General features: G+C 67.6%; 18 protein-coding genes. 10 read left to right on the plus strand and 8 right to left on the minus strand.

Features of this window, described 5'->3' with window-relative positions; all coding sequences use genetic code 11:
* Positions 1–360: 360 nt before the first annotated feature.
* Positions 361–1,842: a helix-turn-helix domain-containing protein gene (locus tag ELEN_RS11500; RefSeq protein ID WP_015761064.1), complete on the plus strand. Its 1,482-nt coding sequence runs from the start codon at positions 361–363 to the stop codon at positions 1,840–1,842.
* Between the two features lie 162 nt (positions 1,843–2,004).
* Entirely contained in the window at positions 2,005–3,702 is a 1,698-nt protein-coding gene (locus ELEN_RS11505) for an FAD-dependent oxidoreductase (protein ID WP_015761065.1), read from the plus strand.
* Between the two features lie 128 nt (positions 3,703–3,830).
* On the opposite strand, the gene ELEN_RS11510 is transcribed toward ELEN_RS11505, so the two are convergent.
* From ELEN_RS11510 to ELEN_RS11525, 4 genes are all read right to left on the minus strand, one after another.
* Positions 3,831–4,760, minus strand: a complete 930-nt coding sequence (locus ELEN_RS11510; RefSeq protein WP_015761066.1) for a sensor histidine kinase — start codon at positions 4,758–4,760, stop codon at positions 3,831–3,833.
* A gap of 25 nt (positions 4,761–4,785) precedes the next feature.
* The gene (locus tag ELEN_RS11515; protein ID WP_015761067.1) at positions 4,786–5,559 is read right to left on the minus strand and encodes an ABC transporter permease; all 774 of its coding nucleotides are present in this window, start codon (positions 5,557–5,559) and stop codon (positions 4,786–4,788) included.
* The gene (locus tag ELEN_RS11520; protein WP_015761068.1) at positions 5,556–6,476 is read right to left on the minus strand and encodes an ABC transporter ATP-binding protein; all 921 of its coding nucleotides are present in this window, start codon (positions 6,474–6,476) and stop codon (positions 5,556–5,558) included. The genes ELEN_RS11515 and ELEN_RS11520 overlap by 4 nt, the downstream gene beginning before the upstream one ends.
* Before the next feature lie 109 nt (positions 6,477–6,585).
* A complete protein-coding gene (locus ELEN_RS11525) occupies positions 6,586–7,299 on the minus strand; it encodes a response regulator transcription factor (protein WP_015761069.1) in 714 nt (237 codons plus the stop codon).
* A 121-nt stretch (positions 7,300–7,420) separates the two neighbouring features.
* On the opposite strand from ELEN_RS11525, the gene ELEN_RS11530 reads away from it, so the two are divergent.
* The 5 genes from ELEN_RS11530 (at position 7,421) to ELEN_RS11550 (ending at position 12,180) form a co-directional block, all read left to right on the plus strand.
* Complete coding sequence (locus ELEN_RS11530) at positions 7,421–7,891, plus strand: C-GCAxxG-C-C family protein (protein WP_015761070.1); 471 nt, start codon at positions 7,421–7,423, stop codon at positions 7,889–7,891.
* 114 nt (positions 7,892–8,005) lie between these two features.
* Entirely contained in the window at positions 8,006–9,034 is a 1,029-nt protein-coding gene (locus ELEN_RS11535; protein ID WP_015761071.1) for an LCP family protein, read from the plus strand.
* 115 nt (positions 9,035–9,149) lie between these two features.
* Positions 9,150–10,172 carry an alpha/beta hydrolase gene (locus ELEN_RS11540; RefSeq protein ID WP_009608742.1) on the plus strand — a complete coding sequence of 341 codons (1,023 nt, stop codon included), beginning with the start codon at positions 9,150–9,152 and terminating at the stop codon, positions 10,170–10,172.
* On the plus strand, positions 10,145–11,527 hold the full coding sequence (locus ELEN_RS11545; protein WP_015761072.1) for a phthiocerol/phthiodiolone dimycocerosyl transferase family protein: 1,383 nt from the start codon (positions 10,145–10,147) through the stop codon (positions 11,525–11,527). The genes ELEN_RS11540 and ELEN_RS11545 overlap by 28 nt, the downstream gene beginning before the upstream one ends.
* Complete coding sequence (locus ELEN_RS11550) at positions 11,524–12,180, plus strand: DUF6320 domain-containing protein (RefSeq protein ID WP_009305021.1); 657 nt, start codon at positions 11,524–11,526, stop codon at positions 12,178–12,180. The genes ELEN_RS11545 and ELEN_RS11550 overlap by 4 nt, the downstream gene beginning before the upstream one ends.
* Before the next feature lie 86 nt (positions 12,181–12,266).
* Here ELEN_RS11550 and ahpC read toward each other — a convergent pair whose 3' ends face one another.
* Positions 12,267–12,830, minus strand: coding sequence for an alkyl hydroperoxide reductase subunit C (gene ahpC / locus ELEN_RS11555; RefSeq protein WP_015761073.1), 564 nt, complete (start codon positions 12,828–12,830; stop codon positions 12,267–12,269).
* Between the two features lie 292 nt (positions 12,831–13,122).
* Here ahpC and ELEN_RS11560 point away from each other — a divergent pair, with 292 nt between their 5' ends.
* The 3 genes from ELEN_RS11560 (at position 13,123) to ELEN_RS11570 (ending at position 17,117) form a co-directional block, all read left to right on the plus strand.
* The gene (locus tag ELEN_RS11560) at positions 13,123–14,358 is read left to right on the plus strand and encodes an MFS transporter (RefSeq protein WP_015761074.1); all 1,236 of its coding nucleotides are present in this window, start codon (positions 13,123–13,125) and stop codon (positions 14,356–14,358) included.
* Positions 14,359–14,396: 38 nt separating this feature from the next.
* Positions 14,397–14,672: a metal-sensing transcriptional repressor gene (locus tag ELEN_RS11565; RefSeq protein WP_021409250.1), complete on the plus strand. Its 276-nt coding sequence runs from the start codon at positions 14,397–14,399 to the stop codon at positions 14,670–14,672.
* Positions 14,673–15,074: 402 nt separating this feature from the next.
* On the plus strand, positions 15,075–17,117 hold the full coding sequence (locus tag ELEN_RS11570; protein ID WP_081434223.1) for a heavy metal translocating P-type ATPase: 2,043 nt from the start codon (positions 15,075–15,077) through the stop codon (positions 17,115–17,117).
* Positions 17,118–17,120: 3 nt separating this feature from the next.
* Here the strand turns inward: ELEN_RS11570 and ELEN_RS11575 are convergent, their stop codons facing one another.
* Genes ELEN_RS11575 through ELEN_RS11585 form a run of 3 tightly spaced genes read right to left on the minus strand, consistent with a single transcriptional unit; the run spans position 17,121 to position 20,058 of the window.
* Complete coding sequence (locus ELEN_RS11575) at positions 17,121–18,653, minus strand: ABC transporter ATP-binding protein (protein WP_015761077.1); 1,533 nt, start codon at positions 18,651–18,653, stop codon at positions 17,121–17,123.
* A complete protein-coding gene (locus tag ELEN_RS11580) occupies positions 18,647–19,420 on the minus strand; it encodes an energy-coupling factor transporter transmembrane component T (RefSeq protein WP_015761078.1) in 774 nt (257 codons plus the stop codon). The genes ELEN_RS11575 and ELEN_RS11580 overlap by 7 nt, the downstream gene beginning before the upstream one ends.
* Positions 19,420–20,058: an MptD family putative ECF transporter S component gene (locus ELEN_RS11585; protein ID WP_015761079.1), complete on the minus strand. Its 639-nt coding sequence runs from the start codon at positions 20,056–20,058 to the stop codon at positions 19,420–19,422. The genes ELEN_RS11580 and ELEN_RS11585 overlap by 1 nt, the downstream gene beginning before the upstream one ends.
* Positions 20,059–20,090 lie beyond the last annotated feature (32 nt).

Raw genomic sequence — 20,090 nt, forward strand, 5'->3', positions numbered from 1 at the left:
AATATGTTACAAAAATCGCAACATATTGGGGAACGGATAGGCAACGCCCACCACATCGACGAAGGCAACTGACCCGCCGAGCGCGCAAGAAACGGCAGGCGACGCAGGGCGGTCGCCTACTTCTTCGCGCGATCGTACTAGTCGGCGCCGACGACCACTTCCACGGAGCTCCCGTCCCCCACGACATCCCCTCCACGAGGGGCTCGACGGTTTCGATGCCCAACTCGTCGGCCACCTCCTGCGCCTGCGGGCGATTGCCTCCTCGCTCCGAGAACCGTCACGAGCAGTGCACGCCTTGCCAAGCGCGAAGGTGCGGTTCGGCTGCTGGGGTATAATCTTGCATACGTGGGAAGGGGATGCATGAAATCGCTGGAACGGGTGCACGGGACGACCGGCATCAAAATCATCATCGGCTCGGCTTTTTTCTGGGCTTGGCTCGACGCGTTGTTCATGAGCATGTTTTTCGTCCGGCCGGAGGCCGAGGGCTTCATGGCCGAGATGGCCACTATAGCCGTGTTCGGTCTGAGCCTGCCGTGGCTCGCGCTGTCGCTGGCCAAGCCGGCCGCATGCAACGGCCTGCTGGCGAAGAAGCGCGTGCCGCTCGCGTTCGCCGCGCTGGGCACGGCGGGCTCGCTGCTGCTCCTGCTTGCCGGCATCAACCTCAACTGGATCGCGCTCGTCGCCGGCGGAACCTGCGCCGGCGCGTTCATGGCAGCCTACCAGCTGGCATGGGGCGCTGCGTACTGCCACGACGGCGAGCGGAGCGCGACGCCCTACGTGGCCGGCGGCTTCGCCTGCGCCATCGTCGTCGACGCGCCGCTTCTGTTCATGATACCCGAGGCCGCCGCCGTGTTCTCGGCGCTGCTGCCCCTCGTCTCGGGCGCGTTGTTCGCGAGCATCGACCCCCAGTTGCGCACGTACCGCCGCACCGCCCCCGTCGACCCGCTGCCGAAGCGGAGCGTCCGCTCGCGCCTGAAAGCGCACCTCGGAACCTCGATGATGCTGTTGTGCGCCGTGGCCCTCGTCATGACCGGGTTCGGCTACCTGCAGCACCTCGTTTCGTTCTCGCCTATCGCCAGCGACGGCTATCCCAACGGCATCCTCGTGCAAGTCGCGCGCGGCGTCACGGCGGTGCTCGTGTTCGCCATCGTCGTGTTGGGACGGCGCCGGGCAAGCGCGGTGTACCGCGTGGGGCTCCTGGTCATGATCGCCGGCTTCATGCTGATGGCGTTTCTGTTCGGCACGAACCTGTTCTGGGTGTCGGGCGCCATCATCATCAGCGGCTACACGATCCTCGACCTGCTCATCTGGGTCGCCTTCTCGCAAATCGCCTACGCGCAGTCGCGCGACCCGCTGAAAACCATCGCGCTCATGCGGCTGCTGGCCGTGCTGTGCTACCCGGTGGGCGCCGTCGCGGGCATCATGCTGGTAGGCAACGGCGAGACGATGCACGGCAACGTGGCGGCCGAGACCACCGTGGTTGGCTACCTCGTGGTCATCGCCACCGTGCTGCTGCTCAGCAGCGAGGACATGTGGATGCTGACGGGGCGCCAGCAGCCGAGCCTTTCCGGCGACGACCGCGCCACCCAGGAAGAGCGCATCGACGCCTGGTTCGACAGCATCGGCCTCACTGCGCGCGAGCGCGAGATCGGCCTGCTGCTGGCGTACGGCCGCACGCAGCCCTGGATCGCCGAGCGCCTCAGCATATCGGAGAACACTGTGGGCACCCACGTGCGCCACATCTACCAGAAAGCGGACGTGCACGATCGCCAGCAATTCATAGATTCGGTTCTTTCACCTGATCAGACGGCATCACCCGAACCACGTGATCAAGCCCGCTAGATCACGGGACCTGCCTGATATTCGCAAATAAGGTCATTTGCGCGTTGTGCGGCCGCGCGTCTTCCCGCACCCTGCTTTCAGCGCAACGCACCGTTGCGCAGCCCGCCCCGCGGGCGCAAAGGGAGAGGGCCCGCGAAGGGTCCCGAGGGAAGGGGTATCTGGATGGATATCAACCGCAGGAATTTCTTGAAGGGCGCGCTCGTCACCGGCGCCGCCGCAGCCGCCGCCGTCGCGCTTCCGGCATGCAGCCCGGCCGCATCGTCCGACGCATCCGACGCCAAGAGCTCGTCGAAGGGCGGCGAGACGACCGGCGCGAAGCATACGTGGGAAGTCGCGCCCGAGCCCATCGCCGACATCGCCGAGACGCAGGACTTCGACGTGGTGGTCGTAGGCGCGGGTCTGGCGGGCATCAACGCCACCGAAGCCGCCGCCCGCAACGGCGCGAAGACGGTGGTCATCGAGCGCAACACCACGTTCTCCGTGCGCGGCGTGGACGTGGGGCACATCGGCAGCAAGCACCACAAATCGAACGGTTTCGACCTCGACCCGCGCGTGGCTGCGCGATTCCTGCACCAGGCGTCGCACCAGACCACGAACTACGACCTCATCTACGTGTGGGCGTCGCGCTCCGGCGAGGTGTTCGACTACATCGAGGATCTGGGATCCAAGAACGGCGTGAGCATGGTGCCCGCGCTGTCCGGCACCGCGAAGTACGGCAACTGGTCCACGCTGTCCGACCGTTGGCGCGTCTATCCCGATGCCGTCTCCTTCGTGCGCGGCGGCGAGACGTACGACATGCGCGATGACGGCCAGCCGGTCAACGTGACGCTGGGCGAGCTCGTGTACAACTCCGCCGTGGACAACGGCGCCGAGTTCGTGTTCGAGGCGCGCGCCGAGCAGCTGGTGGGCGACGCGGCAAGCGGCATCACCGGCGTCGTCGCCACCACGAAGGACGGCAAGCACGTGCAGTACAACGCCAAGAAGGGCGTGATCCTGGCCACGGGCGACATCGGCGGCAACCAGGAGATGGTCGACGCGTTCTGCCCCATCTCGAACCGCTCGGACTCCAACTGCTACGCGCCGGCCGGGTTCAACAACGGCGACGGCCTGCTCATGGGCATGTGGGCCGGCGCGGCCATGTCGAAGAGCGAAGCCGCCCCGATGATCCACCAGTTCACGCTGGACACGCTCGAGTTCAACCTGACCTCGTTCATCATGAGCTGGCTTGCCGTGAACGCCAACGGCGAGCGCTACGGCGCCGAGATGCCCTTCGAGCCCATGCTGACGAACGCCCGCATGAACACCCCGGGCAACGTGGCCTGGTCCATCTTCGACTCGGACTACGAGACCTACATCATGCAGCAGCAGCCCGAGCGCTACGATCGCTTCACCGACGGGCTGGACGCCGTCATGGAGAAGTGGCTGGGCAACGGCAAGCTGATCAAGGCCGACACGCTGGATGACCTGGCCAAGCAGCTGGACATCCCGGCCGACACGTTCAAGGCCACCGTCGAGCGCTACAACAGCATGGCCGAGGCCGGCGAGGACGTCGACTTCGACGTGCCCGCGCAGTGGCTCGCGCCCGTGAAGACCGCGCCGTTCTACGCCACGAAGAACGTGTGCTCCACGCTGACCATCCCCTTCGGCCTCCACGTGAACGCCGACTCCCAGGTGCTCACCGCCGAGGACGAGCCGATTCCCGGCCTGTTCGCCATCGGCAACGTGCAGGGCGACTTCTTCGGCAAGGACTACCCGGTGCACTGCCCCGGCGTCAGCCACGGCCGCTGCGTGACGTTCGGCCAGCTGGTCGGCGAAGCTTGCGCCAAGGACACGACCATCGGCGAGCTCGACTTCGCCTAAGCGCGAGCGACCGACCCACGAAGGCGGGACCCCTCCCTCTTCCGCCTTCTTCTCGATGCGGCCGTCCTCCGGGGCGGCCGCGGTCGTTTCGCGGCCCACAGGGTTCCCGCCGATACCGGAGGCCCTTGTCAGCCGATCGCCGCCAGCTCCAGCCGCAAGCACAGCCAGCGCTCGCCTTCGCGCTGTTCCAGGCACGCGTCCAGCGTGCCGCCCATCTGCCCGACCAGCGAGCGCGCGATGGCCAGCCCCAGGCCCGACCGCTCGCCCGAGCGCGCCGCGTCGGCGGTGTAGAAGGGCTCGAACAGCCGTTCGACCTCGCAGGAGAACGCCGCGTCGACATCGTTCGCGAACGTCGCCGTCACGCGGCCGCCGAGGGCCTCCCCCACCTCCACGTCGAAGGTCGAGCGCGCGTACTTGCCGGCGTTGTGCACGAGGTTCTCCACCACCCGCTCCAGCGCGCCCTCGTCGCCCCGCACGCGAACCGGCCGGTCGGGCACGCGCAGGCGCACTTCCAAACCGCGCTCCTCGAACAGTCGGTAGCGCCCCGCCACCGACTCGCGCACCAAACGGCCCGCCTCCACCGGCTCGCACGCCAGCGGCGCATCCTCGTTGCGTGCCTGTGACAGCTCGTAGAACTGCGCGATCAGCCGCTGCAGCGCGTCGGCTTTGCGGCGCACCGTGGCAAGCGACGCGCGCGTATCGGCGTCCATGCCCTCTTCATCCAGAAGCGCCAAGTACCCCACGATAGCCGTCAGCGGCGTGCGGAGGTCGTGGCTGATGGATTCCACCTGGGCCTTCAGCTCGGCCTCGTGGCGCGCGTACGCAACCCCCTGCTCGCGCACGGCCGCAAGCGCATGGTTCACGGTGCCCAGCAGCGCCTCCAAGTCCTTGTCGGGCTGCGGCAGCTTCACGATGCGGTTGTCCTCGAGGCCGCGCACGATTTCGGCCAGCTCGCCGTTCGCCCGCCGAAGCGAGCGCTTGAGCAGCGCACAGCGCACAGCGAAGAACACCGCCGCTCCCAGCGCCAGAACCGCCACCGCCCCGAGGACTGCCGTCATTGCCGCATCCTTTCCCGTCGCGCCCCTACAGCTCCCTCTTGCTTGCGCGCCACAGGCCCGCGATGCCGAACACCGCTACGCCTGCGAACCCCGCGATCAGGCACTTCGCCAAACCCGCCGGCGTGTCCCACAGAAACTCGGCCAGGCCGCTCTGGTTGATGGCCACCTCGTTGGAGAAGAAGTTGTACGGCAACCAGCTGGCCAGCGCGCCCACCGGCTCCACGACCATTCCCACCGCGTGCAGCGCCGAAGGCACGATGGCCACGATGGCCAACCACACCAGAAACGCAGCGCTCGTCTTCGGCAGCACGGAGCACACCGCAACGCCCAGCACAACGCAGGCGACGGTGAACGGCAGCGCCGCCGCCACGCCCTTGAGCAGGATGGGCACCGCGTCTGCGGGCCCCTCCAGCAGCAGCACGGCGCTGCCCACGTACACCGCCAGGATCACCATCATGCTGGCCAGCCCCAGCCCCGTGGACACAAGACACTTGCCCACGAACAGATCGCGTCGCGAGCAGCCGTCCGCGACGGCGTTCTTGAACGTGCCGTCCTTCCTATCGTCGGCGAACAGCACCCAGACGAGCAGCCCCGCCAGCAGAAACAGCGAGGGCAGCATCGAGATCAGATTGCTGAGCGAGAACCGCACGGTGGCGTAGGGGAAGTCGGGCGTGCTCGCCATCGCCCACAGCAATACGCTCGACAACAGCACGATAGCGCACAACACGCCGGTGAACAGGTACAGCTCCCGGCCGTGCACGATGCGGTAGAGTTCGCTCTTCGTGTAGTTCAGCATCATGCGACCCCCTTCTCCTTCAGCTCGAGATAGTACTGCTCGAGCGACATCTTCCTGCGCTCCAGCTTGGACACGTCCATGCCCGCTCGGACTGCCAGGCCGCTATACGCCTCGATGCCCGCCGCCGGGTCGAAGATGCGCACGGTGCCGTCCAGCAGCACCAGGTAGCGCTCATGACGCAGCTCCTTCTCCAGCAGCGCGGTGAAGCGCGCGGCATCCGACACGGCGATGTCCACGTAGTCGGCGCACCGCTCTTGCAGCGTGCGCGCGCTCACCTGCTCCACCACGCAACCCCGTTTCAGGAACGCGTAGGTCGTGGCCATCTGCTCGAGCTCCGCCAAGTGGTGGCTCGATATCACGATGGTAATGCCCTTGTCGCGGTTGAGCCCTTGGAGGAACGCGCGCATCTCCACGATGCCGCTGGGGTCGAGGCCGTTCGTGGGCTCGTCGAGGATCAGCACCTCCGGCTCGCCCAAAAGAGCCATCGCCAAACCAAGACGCTGCTTCATGCCCAGGGACAGCGTGCGGCAGCGCCGATCCTTCGCATACGCCAGCCCCACGGTGTCCAGCACGCGCGCCACCGCGTCCTTGCCCGGCACGCCCTTGCGTATGCGGCAGCATTCCAGGTTCTTCTCCACGCTCAAACCCGGATAGAAGCCGGGGCTCTCGATGATGGAGCCGATGCGCGTGCGCTGGCGCTCCAACTCGCGCGGCTCGTGCGCGCCGAACAGGCGCACCTCGCCCTCCGTGGGAAACGCCAGCCCGCACAGCAGCTTGAACAGCGTCGTCTTGCCCGCGCCGTTGTCGCCCACCACGCCGAATATGTCGCCGCGGCGGACGCTCACGTCCGCGTCGTACAGCGCGCAGACGTCCCCGCCGTAGCGTTTCGTCAGCCCCCTCGTCTCGATCACCGTGTCCATGGAATCGTTTCTCCCTTTCTTCCGCTTGCCTTGTCGTCTTGGGGAAACGATACGATGCAGCCTGGAAATAAGTCCTCAAGAAAGGTTAAGGAAAGCGTAAAGGCCCGCATCATGCCAGCTTGAAGCCGATGCCCCACACGGTTTTGATGTAGTCGCCCGCCCCTCCGGCCGCCGCCAGCTTCTTGCGGATGTTGCTGACATGCACGTTGACGGCGTTCTGCTCGCCGTAATAGCCGTTTTTCCACACCAGCTCGTACAGCAGCTCGCGCGAGAACACCTTGTCGGGCGAGCGCATGAGCACGTGCAGGATGTCGAACTCGTGCGCGGTCAGCGCCACCTCGGCATCCCCGAGCGTCACGCGGCGGCGCGCGACGTCCAGCCGCAGGTCGCGATGGACAAGCGCCTCGTCGTCGGGGCAGACGCCGCCCGCGCCCGCAGCCGCGCTCGCTCCCGCAGCGCGGCGCAGCACCGCATGAATGCGCGCGGCCACCTCGTCGGGGTCGAAGGGCTTCGTCACGTAGTCGTCCGCGCCGGCCGCGAGCATGCCCACCTTGTCGGCCGAGCCCGCCTTCGCCGACACCACGATCACCGGCACGCGCGAGGCCAGCTCGTCGCGCATGCACGCCATCAACGTCGGCCCATCCATGCCCGGCAGCATCATGTCGAGCAGAACCAGATCGAACGCCGCGCGTTCCATCTGCAGCAGCGCTTCGGTGCCCGAATACGCCTGCACGCAGCCGAATCCCTCGCGCGCGACGATCTTCGCCAGCAGCGCGTTGATGTCCGCGTCGTCCTCCACGATGAGAATGGTGCGCTCGCCCACAGCCCGCTCCTTCCGGCGCCGCTCTTCCGTAACCGTTTCAGGATACCCGAAAGGAAACCGCACGACCACGGAGAGCCGGCGACGCGCTATCATAGCTGCGACCGAACGAAAGGACCGATCCATGACCATCGAAGACCCCCGCACGCGCAACCCCTTCGACCGCGAGGCGCTCGCCCGCCGCGCGCTGGAGCTGCACGGCATGAAGTACAACTGCGCCCAGGCGGTCGCCTGCACGCTCGCCCCGCTGATCGGCGCCGACGAGGAGCTGTGCTTCCGCGCTGCCGAGGGACTGGGCGGCGGCATGGGCGGCCTCACCGAAACCTGCGGAGCCGTATCGGGCGCCGCCATGGCCATCGGCCTGGCGAACAGCAACGGACAAGACGACCGCACCAGCAAACAGGCGACGTACCGCATCGTGCGGAAGCTCGTGAACGATTTCCGCGAGCAAAACGGCTCCACCCTGTGCCCTGAGCTCAAGGGGATCAAGACCAAGCAGCCCCTGCGCAGCTGCGACGGCTGCATCGTCGACGCGCTCCAGCTGGCTGCGGACGCCCTGGCCGGCCTCCCCGCCGACAAACCACTCGACGCGTAGCCGGACGATGCACGCGGTTCGCGTCGTCCGACGAAACGGCGCGCTCGGCGAACGGGCCATCCGGTATCATGGAGGAGATCGAGACGAAACGCACGCGGAAAGAAGGCGGTCCACATGTCCCCCATCGCTTCCAACGTCAAGCTGACTAAGACCCTCAGGACGGTCGCGCTCCTCGCCGCCATCGCGCTCGCAGCCGCCCTCGGCGCCTGCTCTGCTCCGTCCGCGCAAGAAAAGGCGCAGCAAGCGCAGCCGGAGCCGCTCGTCGTGAACGACACGCCGGCGCCCCCGGTGCCCGACCCCGAGTACATCCTCGTCATCGGCGACGACTCCTGGGAAGAGTACACGCCGGGCCACGCCGACCTCATGATGCTCATGCGCCTCGATTTCGAGAAGCACCTGATCACGCTCGTCAGCGTGCCTCGCGATACCGCCTACGTTTTCCCTGACGGCAACACCGCGAAGCTCAACCAGATGCTGACCAACGCCGGTCCCGAAGCGCAGTGCCAAGCCGTGTCCGACGTCGTCGGCGTGGACGTCTCGCAGTACGTGGTGGTCGGCTTCGACGGGCTGCAGAGCATCGTGGAGCACTTCGGCGGCCTCGACGTGGACCTGCCCTACGGGCTGACGTACAACTTCTACACGAAGGACCATCCCGACGAGGTGTACGAAGCCGGGCCGCAGACGCTCACGCCGTGGCGCGCCATGGCGCTGTCACGTGCGCGCACCGGCTACGGCGACACCGGCTACCAGCAGGAGATGATCCGCCAGGTGGTGGATCGCCAGATGATGACGCGGTTCATCGAGCTGGCGTACGACGACCCTGCGCAGACCGGCGCCCTGCTGACGCTTCTGCAGGGCTTCGTGGAAACGAACGTGCCGCTCGACGACCAGCTGGCCTGGGCGGACGAGCTGGCAAGTGGCGACGAGATCACCGTGCACAGCACCACCGGCCCCTACTACGGCGATTTCCTGGAGGAAGCCGGCGGCCTATGGCTCGTGCCCGAAAGCCGCGAGGAATGGAAAGCCGTCATGAAGGCCGTCGACGCTGGCGAGGATCCGGCCCCCGCCGTGAGCGTCTGGAGCGCCGAGACGGAATCCCCGGAAGCCCCCGTCAGCGTCACCACGGTGATCGACCTGGGGTAAATCTCCTCTCGACAAGATAAAAACATCTGCCCGATACCTGGATGAGCCTTGCGTAACGCCCTGCTCGGCAGGGTTCGCTTATGCTACGATGAGGTTCAGAGAAAGGACGGCATGCATGCCCATCAACAAGGCGGTTCTTGCCGCGTTCAAGGCGGCAACACGGCTTCGGCCCGACATCAGGGAGTTCTACAAAACGCAGCGCCTCGCCGAGGACGTCAGCGCCAAGCTCGTGCTGCCCAACCCCCGCTGCCGCATCGACGAGGCTTTCGCCACGATGCCCGACGGCTTCGAGGTGCCGCTGCGCGTGTTCACGCCGCTTGACTTCGATTTCTCGCTGGCCGAGGGGCTGAAGGTATCCGAGGACTCGCGCGGCACCGTCCTGTTCTTCCACGGCGGCGGCTGGGTGAACGGCACGGTTGACTTCTACATCGACGCGTGCACCACCATGGCCATCCAACTGGAGCGACGCGTAGTGTCGGTCGACTACCGGCGCGCACCCGAACACCGCTTCCCTCAGGCGGCCGAGGACTGCTACGAGGTGGCGCGCCAGCTGTACGCGGGCACGCTGCTGGAGGATGTCGACCCCGAGAACGTGGTGCTGTTCGGCGACAGCGCGGGCGGCAACCTGGCGGCAGTGCTGTCGCTCATGGCGCGCGACCGCGGCGACTTCCAGCCGCGCACGCAGATGCTGCTGTACCCCGTCACGTACAACGACCACGACCCGTTCACGTCGTGGTTCGACTCGGTGCGCGAGAACGGCGAGGACTACCTGCTCACCTGGCGCGACATCGAGGGCTACATGGACCTGTACCGCTCGGCGCCCGCCGATTTCGACGACCCCTACTTCGCGCCGCTGCTCGACCCCGACCTGTCGCGGCAACCGCGCACGCTGGTCATCAGCGCCGAGTACTGCCCGTTGCGCGACGAGGGAGAAGCGTACGCGGCGCGGTTGGAGCTGGAAGGCGACCAGGAGGTGCAGTGCTACCGCATGCTCGACGCCGTGCACGGCTACCTTCTGTATCCGTCGGTGCTCAGCCTGGTCAAGGACACGTACCGCATCATCAAGCATTTCTTGGACGGCGACGATCTCACGCAGGAGGGCGAACCCGCATGGCTCGGGATACTTGGTACCGACTAGACAACGTCGGCAAGTTCTACTCGTCCCAGGCGGGCAGCTCGGCCCAGACGGTGTTCCGCTACGCAGCCACCATGCAAGACGATGTGGATCCCGCTGCGCTGCAGCATGCCCTCGAGAAGACGGCAGGCGTCTTCCCCAACTTCAACGTCTGCCTGCGCAGCGGCATGTTCTGGCACTACCTTGAACAGTCCGCCCAGGTCCCCGTCGTGCAGCAGGAGAACCTCCCCATCTGCTACGGACTGCACGTCCACGCGAAAAGCGTGCTGTTCCGCGTCAGCTACCACGCCGCGCGCATCAACCTCGAGGTGTCGCACATCGTGTCCGACGGGCGGGGCTCGCTCAGCTTCTTCAAGGCCCTGCTGCACGCCTACATCGAGGAGCGCTACGGCGTGAAGGGCGTGCCCGCAGAATACGACGGCTCAGACCACCAGAAGTCCGAGAACAGCTTCGACAAATACTTCGAACGCGACAAAGCCGCCGCAACGCGGGCACCGAAGGTATACCGGCTGAAAGGCTGGCGCGACGAGGCCGATCCCACGTTCTTCGAGTACCACCTCCCCGCGAAGCGCGTGCTCGCCCTGGCGCGCAGCTGGGACGTAGGCGTGACCGCGCTCGTGATCGCCGTCATCATGTGCGCCATCCGCGCCGAAATGCCGCGCCGCGACCGCAGCCGCGCCATCCGCATGGACGTGCCGGTCGACCTGCGCCAGTTCTTCAAATCCACCACCGTCAAGAACTTCTTCGGGCTGGCGTTCGTATCCTACGTGCCCGGCGACGAGGACGAGCCGGTGGAGACGATCGCCCGCATCGTGCAGGATCAGCTGAAAACCGCCACGCAGGCCGAAGAGCTCAAGAGCCGCATGAACCGCATGATCGCGCTGGAGAAGAACCCGCTTCTGCGCCTGGCGCCGCTGTTCGCGAAGGACTTCATCCTGGGGCTGGCGAACCGCCTGGCCGCGCGCGACGTGACCACCACTATGTCGAACCTCGGCCCCATCCGCATCGACGAACGCCTGGCCCCCTATATTCGCGACGTCAACATCCTGACCTCGACCACCGGCCTGAACTTCCTGATGTGCGCGTTCGGCGACGATCTGAGCATCGGCATCTCCACGGTGTACTCGAACCCGGACGTCATCAAGAACATCTGCAGGTTCTTCTCCGGCCAAGGCATCGAGGGGCGCATCAACATCAACAAGACAAAAGAAGAGGTGGCGGAAGACCGTCTTGAAGCCAAGATCGAGGCCTCGGTGAAGCGCTGGGGAGGGCAAACCCCCGCACGCGAAGGCGCGAGCGCGAAGAGCGAGGCGCCGGCGCACAACGAGACGGACGCGAGGGAGGACGACGGCCGATGAAACGATGCGAGAAATGCGGCGTGCAGTTCTCGGGCGACCTCGACCGGTGCCCGTTGTGCCAAGCCGAGCTTTCGGGCGACGCGTCGCCCGCGGTGTTCCCGCGCAACGAGGTGCGCAAGTCGGGCGCCATCGCGCTGGCGGTGCTGGCGTTCGCCACGGGGGCGTGCTTGCTGGTGATGCTGTTCTTGGGTCATCTGCTCCAGCTTCCGGGCGACATCGTGGTCACAGTCTGCGTCGGCCTCGTGGTGAACTACCTGTTCGTGCGCAACATCCTCACGCACACGCCCGACTTCCTGCGCGTCGTGGCGCGCTACTTCCTCGTGCTGCTGGCCATCGCCGCCATCTGGTTCCTCGTTTCGCGCAACCCGGTGGTCACCACCTTCGTCATACCCGGCATCTGCCTGGTGGCGCTCGTGTTCGACGGCGTGCTGCTGGCGGTGTTCCGCGGCACGTTCGTCTCGGGCTACGCGAAGTACCTGCTGTTCGACGTGGGGCTGGGCCTCATCCCGCTGGCGCTGCAGGCGCTGGGGCTCACTACGTGGGACGTCCCCTCGCTCGTGAGCGCGCTCACCGCCAGCGTGTTCCTGCTTGGGCTCGTGGTATTCGCGCGCAAGCAGCTGACAGCCGAAATCCGCAAGCTGTTCTCGGCGTAGGAACGTAAGCGCGAAAACGCCCGACCCCGCAGGGGATCGGGCGCCGATCGGTTCCGCTCGAGCAATGATGCGCGGCCGATGCAGGCTTACAGCTTGCCCACCAGGTCGATGCCCGGATGGAGCACCTCGGAGCCCGGCACCCAGCGCGCGGGGCACACGGAGTCGCCGTGCTCGGCCACGAACTGGCTGGCCTGCACGCGGCGCAGCAGCTCGGCGGCGTTGCGGCCGATGTTGCCGGCATTCACCTCGTAGCACACGATCTTGCCCTCGGGGTTCACCACGAAGCTTCCGCGCTCGGCCACGCCCTCCTCCTCGATGTAGACGTCGAAGATGTCAGCCAGCTTGTGCGTGGGGTCGGCCAGCATCGGGTACGGCAGCTTCTTGATGTTCTCGGACGCGTCGTGCCACGCCTTGTGCGCGAAATGCGTGTCGCACGACACCGCGTAGATCTCGCAGTTCGCTTCCTGGAACTTGTCGTACAGCGCGCCGAGGTCTTCCAGCTCGGTCGGGCACACGAACGTGAAGTCGGCCGGGTAGAAGAAGAACACGCCCCACTTCCCCAGCACGTCGTCCTTCGTCACCGTTTCGAAGTCGTCGTTGTGGAACGCCTGGACGGTGAAGTCGTCGATTTCCTTGTTGATCATGGACATGGTTGCTGCTCCTATCTGCGGTCTATCCTCGCCAAGTTGTTATCCAAAGCAAACTTTCTCATAAATGCTACCTCGTAACCATCGTATTGTAGCGTCTCCGGACAATCTCCAAAAGCGGCGCGGCGTTTCGCGTTCGCCCGATGGAGGGTTTGTCATATTCCCGACAAGTTTCCACCGCTCGGCGCGCGGCGATGGCATACTGTCCCAGCTCCGCGCGAAGCCCGCACGGCTGCGCCGCGCACGCCGCATCGCAGCGTCCCGCCCCTCCCGTCCCGAAGGAACCGCCCGACCCATGAAGAAAAGCCTGCTCGCCCTCGCCACCGGATCGTTCGCGCTCGGATTCGCCGAGTTCGTGATGATGGGCATCCTCCCCGTCACGGCCTCCGGCCTGTACGTCAGCGTGCCGGCGGCCGGCACCTTCATCTCCGCATACGCCCTCGGCGTGTGCGTGGGCACCCTGTTCCTCGTGTTCGGCCGACGCGTGCCGCCCAAGCGGCTGCTGCTCGGGTTCGTGGCGCTCGTGGCGCTCGGCAACGCCGCGGCCGCCCTCGCACCGAACGCCGAGGTGCTCGTGGCGGCGCGCTTCGTGTCCGGCCTGCCACACGGCGCGTTCTTCGGCACCGCCACCATCGTGGCGCGCGAGCTAGCCGAACCCGGCCGCGAGGGTCAGGCCGTGTCCATCATGGTGCTGGGACAGACGGTGGCGAACATGGTGGGCGTGCCTGGCGGCACGCTGCTGGCCGGCCTCGTGTCGTGGCGCGCGGCGTTCGTGTTCGTCGCCGTGTGGGCGCTCGGCTCGTTTGCGCTCGTCGCGCGCCTCGTGCCCGCCGTGCGCCCCATCCCCGACGCGGGCTTGGCGGGCCAGTTCCGCTTCCTCAAGAAGCCGGGCCCCTGGCTGGTCATCGGCGCGGTGCTGCTGGGCAACACCGGCGTGTTCTGCTGGTGGAGCTACGTGTCGCCGTGGCTGACGGACATCGGCGGCTTCCCGTCCGACGCGCTGCCGGCGCTGCTCGCGCTGGCGGGCTTCGGCATGGTGGTCGGCTCGCTCGTGGGCGGCCGGCTCACCGACCGCACGTCGCCCGGCAAGATGGCGGCGGCCGGCCAGGCCATCGGCTGCATCACGCTCGCGCTCATCTTCGCGTTCTCGGGCGCGCCCGCCACGGCGGCCGGGCTCATGTTCCTGTGCGCCTTCGGCATGTTCTTCGTGTCGAGCCCCCAGCAGCTGCTCATGGTGAAGGTGGGGCGCGGCGGCGGCGAGATGATCGGGTCGGCGTGCGTGCAGGTGGCGTTCAACCTGGGCAACGCGTTCGGCGCCACCATCGGCCAGGCCGTGCTCAACGCCGGAGCGTCCTACGCCTCGCCGAGCCTGGCGGGCGTGCCCTTCTCGCTTGCGGCCGTCGCGCTGCTCGCGGTGTTCGCCGCCCGCTACGAGCGCCGCTACCGCGCAGCCGGCGCGCCGGACGGCATCGACGTGCACGACGCCCCGGAAACGCCGTCGTGCACGCAGCCCGCTTTTCGCCTAGAATGAGAACCCGAACGCAACGAGTCGCAAGCGAAGGGAGCGCCATGAGGCAATGCATGGACGCGGATAACCTGCACCGCAGGCTGAAGAAGATCGTCGGGCAGGTGCAGGCCATCGACCGCATGGTGGACGAGGACGTGCCCTGCGAGGACGTGCTCGCGCAGATCAACGCCGCGAAGTCGGCGCTGCACAAGTGCGGCCAGGTGGTGCTCGAGGGCCACATCCAGCACTGCGTGCGCGACGGCATCGAGCACGGCGACGCCGACAAGACCATCGAAAGCTTCACCAAAGCCGTCGAGCGCTTCTCCAACATGAGCTAATCTTCCGCGCGACCGAGCGCCCGCCCCTTCCCCGGGGAGCACCGGAAACGGGGCGCATGACCGCCGGATGGAAGGGAGCTCCCCGCTCCGGCTGGCACCGCGCGGGACCCTTCGGCACCGGCGCCCTGCGGGCGCTTCCGCCCAGGATGACCGGGAACTCTATCCCATTCTGCGGCCATGTGCTAAACAAGCCACCAGAACAAATGTTTCACGTGAAACATTCCAGGCGAGCGCTGCCCCCCCGGCGCCCGGCAAGCAGCGCAACGCCGATTCGCCCTCCCCGCCCCTTCCTCCATGTTCAAAAGTTACCTCTGGATAATTCTTCGCTCGCGCAGTATTATACCTATACCCCCATAGGTACCAAAATGCACCGGAGAACTACTCATGAAGGAGACGATGGCCATGCGCGCACCCTTGCTGGAACGACTCGAAGAACTGCTCGATCGAGGCGGCACGAAAAAGGACGTCGCGCTGCTGGCCGTGTCGGCCGTCGCGCTGGGATTCAGCTTCTTCGCGCCCGAGACGCTGCCCTTCAACCCGGCCTGGATCGCCATCGTGCTGTGCGGCGCGCCCATCATCCTGGGCGCCGTCATCGGGCTGGTGACGGAGTTCGACATCAAGGCCGACGTGCTCGTATCGCTCGCGCTCATCGCGGCGGTGGCCATCGGCGAGGACTTCGCCGCCGGCGAGGTAGCGCTCATCATGCAGCTGGGCGCGCTGCTGGAGGACCTGACGGTGGCGAAGGCCCGCGCCGGCATCGAGCGGCTCGTGCATCTGTCGCCCCGCACGGCGCGCATCGTGCGCGACGGTGTGGAAACCGTCGTCGCCGCCGAGGACGTGCAGGTGGGAGACGTGCTGCGCGTGCTGCCCGGCGAAACCGTGGCGGTGGACGGCACCGTCCTGGAAGGACGCACCTCCATCGACGAGTCGGTGATGACCGGCGAATCGCTGCCGGTCGACAAGGCGCCGGGCGACGAGGTGAAGAGCGGGACGGTGAACCAGTTCGGGGCGTTCGACATGCGCGCCCAGCGCGTGGGCGAGGACAGCTCGCTCGCCCGCATGATCGAGCTCGTGCAGTCGGCCGATGCCGGCAAGGCCAAGATCGTGCGCCTCGCCGACCGATGGGCCACCTGGATCGTCGTCATCGCCCTGACCGCGGCGGCCGGCACGTGGCTCGTCACCGGCGAGATCATCCGCGCCGTCACCATCCTCGTGGTGTTCTGCCCCTGCGCGCTCGTGCTGGCCACGCCCACGGCCATCATGGCGGCCATCGGCAACGTGACGAAGCTCGGCGTGCTCGTGCGCGAAGGCGATGCGCTCGAGCGGCTGGCGAAGGTGCGCAAGGTGGCGTTCGACAAGACCGGCACGCTCACCTACGGCCGCCCCGAAGTGGTGGCCGTCGGGACGATCGAGGGCTCGAAGGTGGACGAAGAGCAGCTGTATTCCCTGGTGGCCAGCGCGGAAAGCATGAGCGAGCACCCCCTCGGCAAAGCCGTCGTGCGCGGGTGGGAGCAGCGCGCGGCCGCCGCGCCGGGCGAGGCCGCAACCGCGGAGGCCTCCGCAGCCGCGGACGCGGCCTCCGCCGCACCCGCGCTCGCCCGCCCGTCGTCGTTCGACATGGTTCCCGGCCGCGGCGTGCGCGCCTCGGTTGCCGGCCGCGACGTCGCCGCCGGCAACCGCGAGATGCTGGCCGAGCTGGGCGTCGACGGAGCCGACGCGCTGCAGGCGGCGGCCCTCCCGTTCGCCGAGCAGGGCTGCACGGTGGTGCTCGCCGCCCTCGACGGCCAGGCCGCCGGATTCATCGCCCTGGCCGACACCGTGCGCCCCACGGCCGAAGCCGCCGTGCGCGGCATCCGCACGCTGGGCGTCGAGCCGGTGCTGCTCACCGGCGACCATGCCCAGGCCGCGCGCCACATCGCCGCCCAGGCCGGCATCGTCGAGGTGGAGGCCGACTGCCTCCCCCAGAACAAGCTGGCCGCCGTCGAGCGCCTCGAGCGCGAAGGCGCGCCCGTGTGCATGGTGGGCGACGGCATCAACGACGCGCCCGCCCTCAAACGCGCCTCGGTGGGCATCGCCATGGGCGGCGCGGGCAGCGACATCGCCGTCGATGCCGCCGACATCGCGCTCGTGCGCGACGACATCGCCGCACTGCCCCACCTGCTGGCCATCTCGCAGCGCATGATGACCACCATCAAGCTGAACATGGGATTCTCGCTCGGGCTCAACTTCGTCGCCATCGCGCTGGCCATGACCGGCATCCTGAACCCCGTCGTGGGCGCGCTCGTGCACAACGCCGGCTCCGTCATCGTCATCGTGAATTCCGCGCTGCTGCTGAAGTGGAAGCACCGCGGCGGCTCCGAGGCGAGCGGCGACGCATCGCCCGCATCGGCGCCCGGCGCGGCAACCGCCCTGCGCGATCTCGAGCCGGACGCGGAAGCGGCCTAGCGCTCAGCCGAAGAACGTCTCGACGCGCTTCGCCACCTGCGCGTCGTCGAGGCGTCCCCACCAGGACGCGCGGCCCCCTTCCACGAACAGCACGTGGTCGCAGCACGCGGCCACCAGCTCGGGATCGTGCGTGATCACCAGGCTCGTCACGCCGCGCGCCGCGAGGCCGTGCAGGTTGTTCGCCGTATCCAGCATGTGCGCCCAATCCAGGCCGCTCGTGGGCTCGTCGAACACGCACACCTCGCGGCCGCTGGCCACGGCGCTGGCGATGGCCACGCGCTGCTTCTGGCCGCCGGACAGCGCCATCGGGTGCCGGTCGACGAGATCCGTCAAGCCGAGCCCGGCCAGAACGGCCTCGATCTCGGATTCGGCCGCCTCGCCGCGCAGCGGGCCCTCCGCCCGGTTGCGCAGCGACAGCGCCACCTCCTCGCGCACGCTCTCGGTGAACAGCTGGTGGTTCACATCCTGCATGACCAGGTAGCACAACCTTCGGCGTTGCGCGTTCGAGCACGCGTGCCCGTTCACGGACACCTCGCCGCGAGCGCGCTTCTCCAGACCGCACAGGCACCGCGCGAACGTCGACTTGCCCGCGCCGTTGTCGCCCAGCACGCCCACGATGGACCCGCGCGGAAACGAGAGCCCCTCCATGTCCACGTCCGGCACGCCCGCCTTCTCGTAGCCGAAGCGCAGGGAACGCACCTCGAGCCCGGCCGGCTCGTCGTGCGCGGCCGACGCCCCGCCGCATCCTGCGGGGGCGCGCTCGAAGCGCACGGGCCGCACCGAGCGCAGCCCGGCGGCATGCAGCTCGCCCTCGGACAGCGCGGCCATCTCGGACGCCGTCTTCTCCCAGGCCACACGTCCGTCCTCCACGAGCACGAACCGGTCGGCCACGTCCAGCAGGTAGCCCAGGCGATGCTCCGCCACCACCACCGTGCGCCCCTCGGCCTTCCACTGCGCCACGATGGACGCCAGCATGCGGATGGAGGCCACGTCCAGGTTCGACGCCGGCTCGTCCAGAACGAGGAGCTGCGGGTCGTGGGCCGACACGCTCGCGCAGGCGATCTTCTGCTTCTCGCCCCCGGAGAGCTTGAACAGGTTGCGGTCGAGCAGGTCCTCCAGCCCGAAACGCACGACGACGCCGGCCATCGCCGCGTCGATGAGCGTCGGGGCCCACCCCATGTTCTCGCACCCGAAGGCCAGCTCGCTCGTGGTGTCCACGTTGAAGAACTGGCTGCGCGGGTTCTGGAACACGCTGCCCACGAGGGTTGCCAGGCGCGTGATGGGCTCGACGGACGGATCGACGCCCAGCACGTCCGCGCGCCCCCACAGATCGCCCTCGTAGAATTGCGGGATCAGCCCGTTCAGCAGGCGCGTGACCGTGGTCTTGCCGCAGCCCGAGCGCCCGCACAACACCACCACCTCGCCCGCCGGAACCTCGAGCTCCAGGTCGTCGAGCGCATAACCCGCAGACGCACCCTTGTGCCGAAACGACACGTGCGTCGCCGAAACGGCCGCGGCCGATCCGTTCGCTACCATCCCATCAGCCCCTTCGCCGCCGTCGCCGCCGCGCACGCCAAGAACACGGTCGCCAGCGCCGCATCCGCCGCCGCGAACCCGATGCGGCAGCGGCTCGTCCGCACGGCCTCGCCTCCCAGGCCGCGCGTGACCGAGGCCGCCGACAGCTCGTCCCCTATCTTCACCATGCCCGCCACCAGCGGCACGAGCCGATACTCCACGAGGGCCACCGGCCCGCTCCTCCAACCCACGCCGCGCAGGCGCATGGCATCGCGAATGGAGCGGTATTCCTCCAGCACCGTGGGAAAGAACCGGAACACCACCGCGAACGGGATGATCACGCGCTGCGGCAGGCGCACCCGTTCCATCGCCGCCACGAACTCGCTCACCTTCGTCGTGGCGAACAGGTAGTAGGCGAACATGGTGCCCGGCATGAGCTGCAGCACGAGCGCCGACAGGAACCGCAGCGTCACGGCGGCGGCGCTCGTGGACCCGAGGGCGTCCAGCAGGCCGCGTTCGTTCATCTGCTCCAGCAGGGCCGCAGCCGCGAAGACCGCCGCGAACCCGATACCCGCCGCGCGACGCCCCGCCGCGATCAGCAGGGCCACCACGATGCCCGCCACGAGGAACTTGAGCACGAAGCCGGCCGCATCGAACCCCGAACACAGGAGCGTCACGTTCGCGCACACGAGCATGAGCACCTTCGTGCGCGGGTCGAGCCGCAAGGCCCTGCGCGCCTCCGATGCGCGCGCAGAGCCCTCCGAAGCGACGAGCGCGACGGCCTTCATCACGCGATCCCCGCGCGCTCGAAGTGCTTCTTCAGCACCGCGCGGCCGACGAGCGCGCCCACGACGGCGCAGGCCACGATGCCGATCACCACCACAGCCAGCATGCCGCCCGAAAGCAGGCCCAGCATCTCGTTCACGTACGCGTCGCCCTGCGAGGAGCGGAACGGCTCGAAGTACGCCTGCCCCAAGATCCACATGGGCAGCATGGTGCCCACCACCCACAGGCTGAACGCAGCGTGCGCGGCCACGGCGCACCGGGTGCTCTTGTACGCCCCGGCGCGCAGGATCAAGTCGGCGATCAGCCCGAACACGATGCCGAAGCCCAGCCCGATGGGCCCGTAGCCCATCAGGAACGCCAGCAGGCCCAGCAGCGCCCCCATGATGGTGACCATGCCGAACGAACGCACCTTCGTGTAGAACAGCATCTGCGGGATGCCCGACACCAGCGCGAGCGGCAGCGGGAACAGAAACGCCATGACGGGCACGAACCCCAAGCACCCGCACGCGAAGAAGATGATGAAATAGATGACCGAGAACACCGCCACCGTCACGAGGTCGCGCACCCCGATGCCCGCTTTCTGCTCGATCTCGCGCTTCGCGCCCCGAGGTGCGCCCTTCGTCGTTTGAACCTGCGCCATACAAAACCTTCTTTCTCCGATGGTTCCAACAA

The organism is Eggerthella lenta DSM 2243 (genome assembly GCF_000024265.1).
GTDB lineage: Bacteria > Actinomycetota > Coriobacteriia > Coriobacteriales > Eggerthellaceae > Eggerthella > Eggerthella lenta.

Excerpts from the sequence above, each read along its gene's own strand:
- ELEN_RS11530 (WP_015761070.1), top strand. The coding sequence starts at position 7,421 with ATGACCATCGAAGACCCCCGCACGCGCAACCCCTTCGACCGCGAGGCG.
- ELEN_RS11565 (WP_021409250.1), top strand. The coding sequence starts at position 14,397 with ATGAGGCAATGCATGGACGCGGATAACCTGCACCGCAGGCTGAAGAAG.
- ELEN_RS11505 (WP_015761065.1), top strand. The coding sequence starts at position 2,005 with ATGGATATCAACCGCAGGAATTTCTTGAAGGGCGCGCTCGTCACCGGC.
- ELEN_RS11520 (WP_015761068.1), bottom strand. The coding sequence starts at position 6,476 with ATGGACACGGTGATCGAGACGAGGGGGCTGACGAAACGCTACGGCGGG.
- ELEN_RS11500 (WP_015761064.1), top strand. The coding sequence starts at position 361 with ATGAAATCGCTGGAACGGGTGCACGGGACGACCGGCATCAAAATCATC.
- ELEN_RS11510 (WP_015761066.1), bottom strand. The coding sequence starts at position 4,760 with ATGACGGCAGTCCTCGGGGCGGTGGCGGTTCTGGCGCTGGGAGCGGCG.
- ELEN_RS11560 (WP_015761074.1), top strand. The coding sequence starts at position 13,123 with ATGAAGAAAAGCCTGCTCGCCCTCGCCACCGGATCGTTCGCGCTCGGA.
- ahpC (WP_015761073.1), bottom strand. The coding sequence starts at position 12,830 with ATGTCCATGATCAACAAGGAAATCGACGACTTCACCGTCCAGGCGTTC.
- ELEN_RS11575 (WP_015761077.1), bottom strand. The coding sequence starts at position 18,653 with ATGGTAGCGAACGGATCGGCCGCGGCCGTTTCGGCGACGCACGTGTCG.
- ELEN_RS11550 (WP_009305021.1), top strand. The coding sequence starts at position 11,524 with ATGAAACGATGCGAGAAATGCGGCGTGCAGTTCTCGGGCGACCTCGAC.
- ELEN_RS11535 (WP_015761071.1), top strand. The coding sequence starts at position 8,006 with ATGTCCCCCATCGCTTCCAACGTCAAGCTGACTAAGACCCTCAGGACG.
- ELEN_RS11585 (WP_015761079.1), bottom strand. The coding sequence starts at position 20,058 with ATGGCGCAGGTTCAAACGACGAAGGGCGCACCTCGGGGCGCGAAGCGC.
- ELEN_RS11580 (WP_015761078.1), bottom strand. The coding sequence starts at position 19,420 with ATGAAGGCCGTCGCGCTCGTCGCTTCGGAGGGCTCTGCGCGCGCATCG.
- ELEN_RS11570 (WP_081434223.1), top strand. The coding sequence starts at position 15,075 with ATGCGCGCACCCTTGCTGGAACGACTCGAAGAACTGCTCGATCGAGGC.
- ELEN_RS11545 (WP_015761072.1), top strand. The coding sequence starts at position 10,145 with ATGGCTCGGGATACTTGGTACCGACTAGACAACGTCGGCAAGTTCTAC.
- ELEN_RS11515 (WP_015761067.1), bottom strand. The coding sequence starts at position 5,559 with ATGATGCTGAACTACACGAAGAGCGAACTCTACCGCATCGTGCACGGC.
- ELEN_RS11540 (WP_009608742.1), top strand. The coding sequence starts at position 9,150 with ATGCCCATCAACAAGGCGGTTCTTGCCGCGTTCAAGGCGGCAACACGG.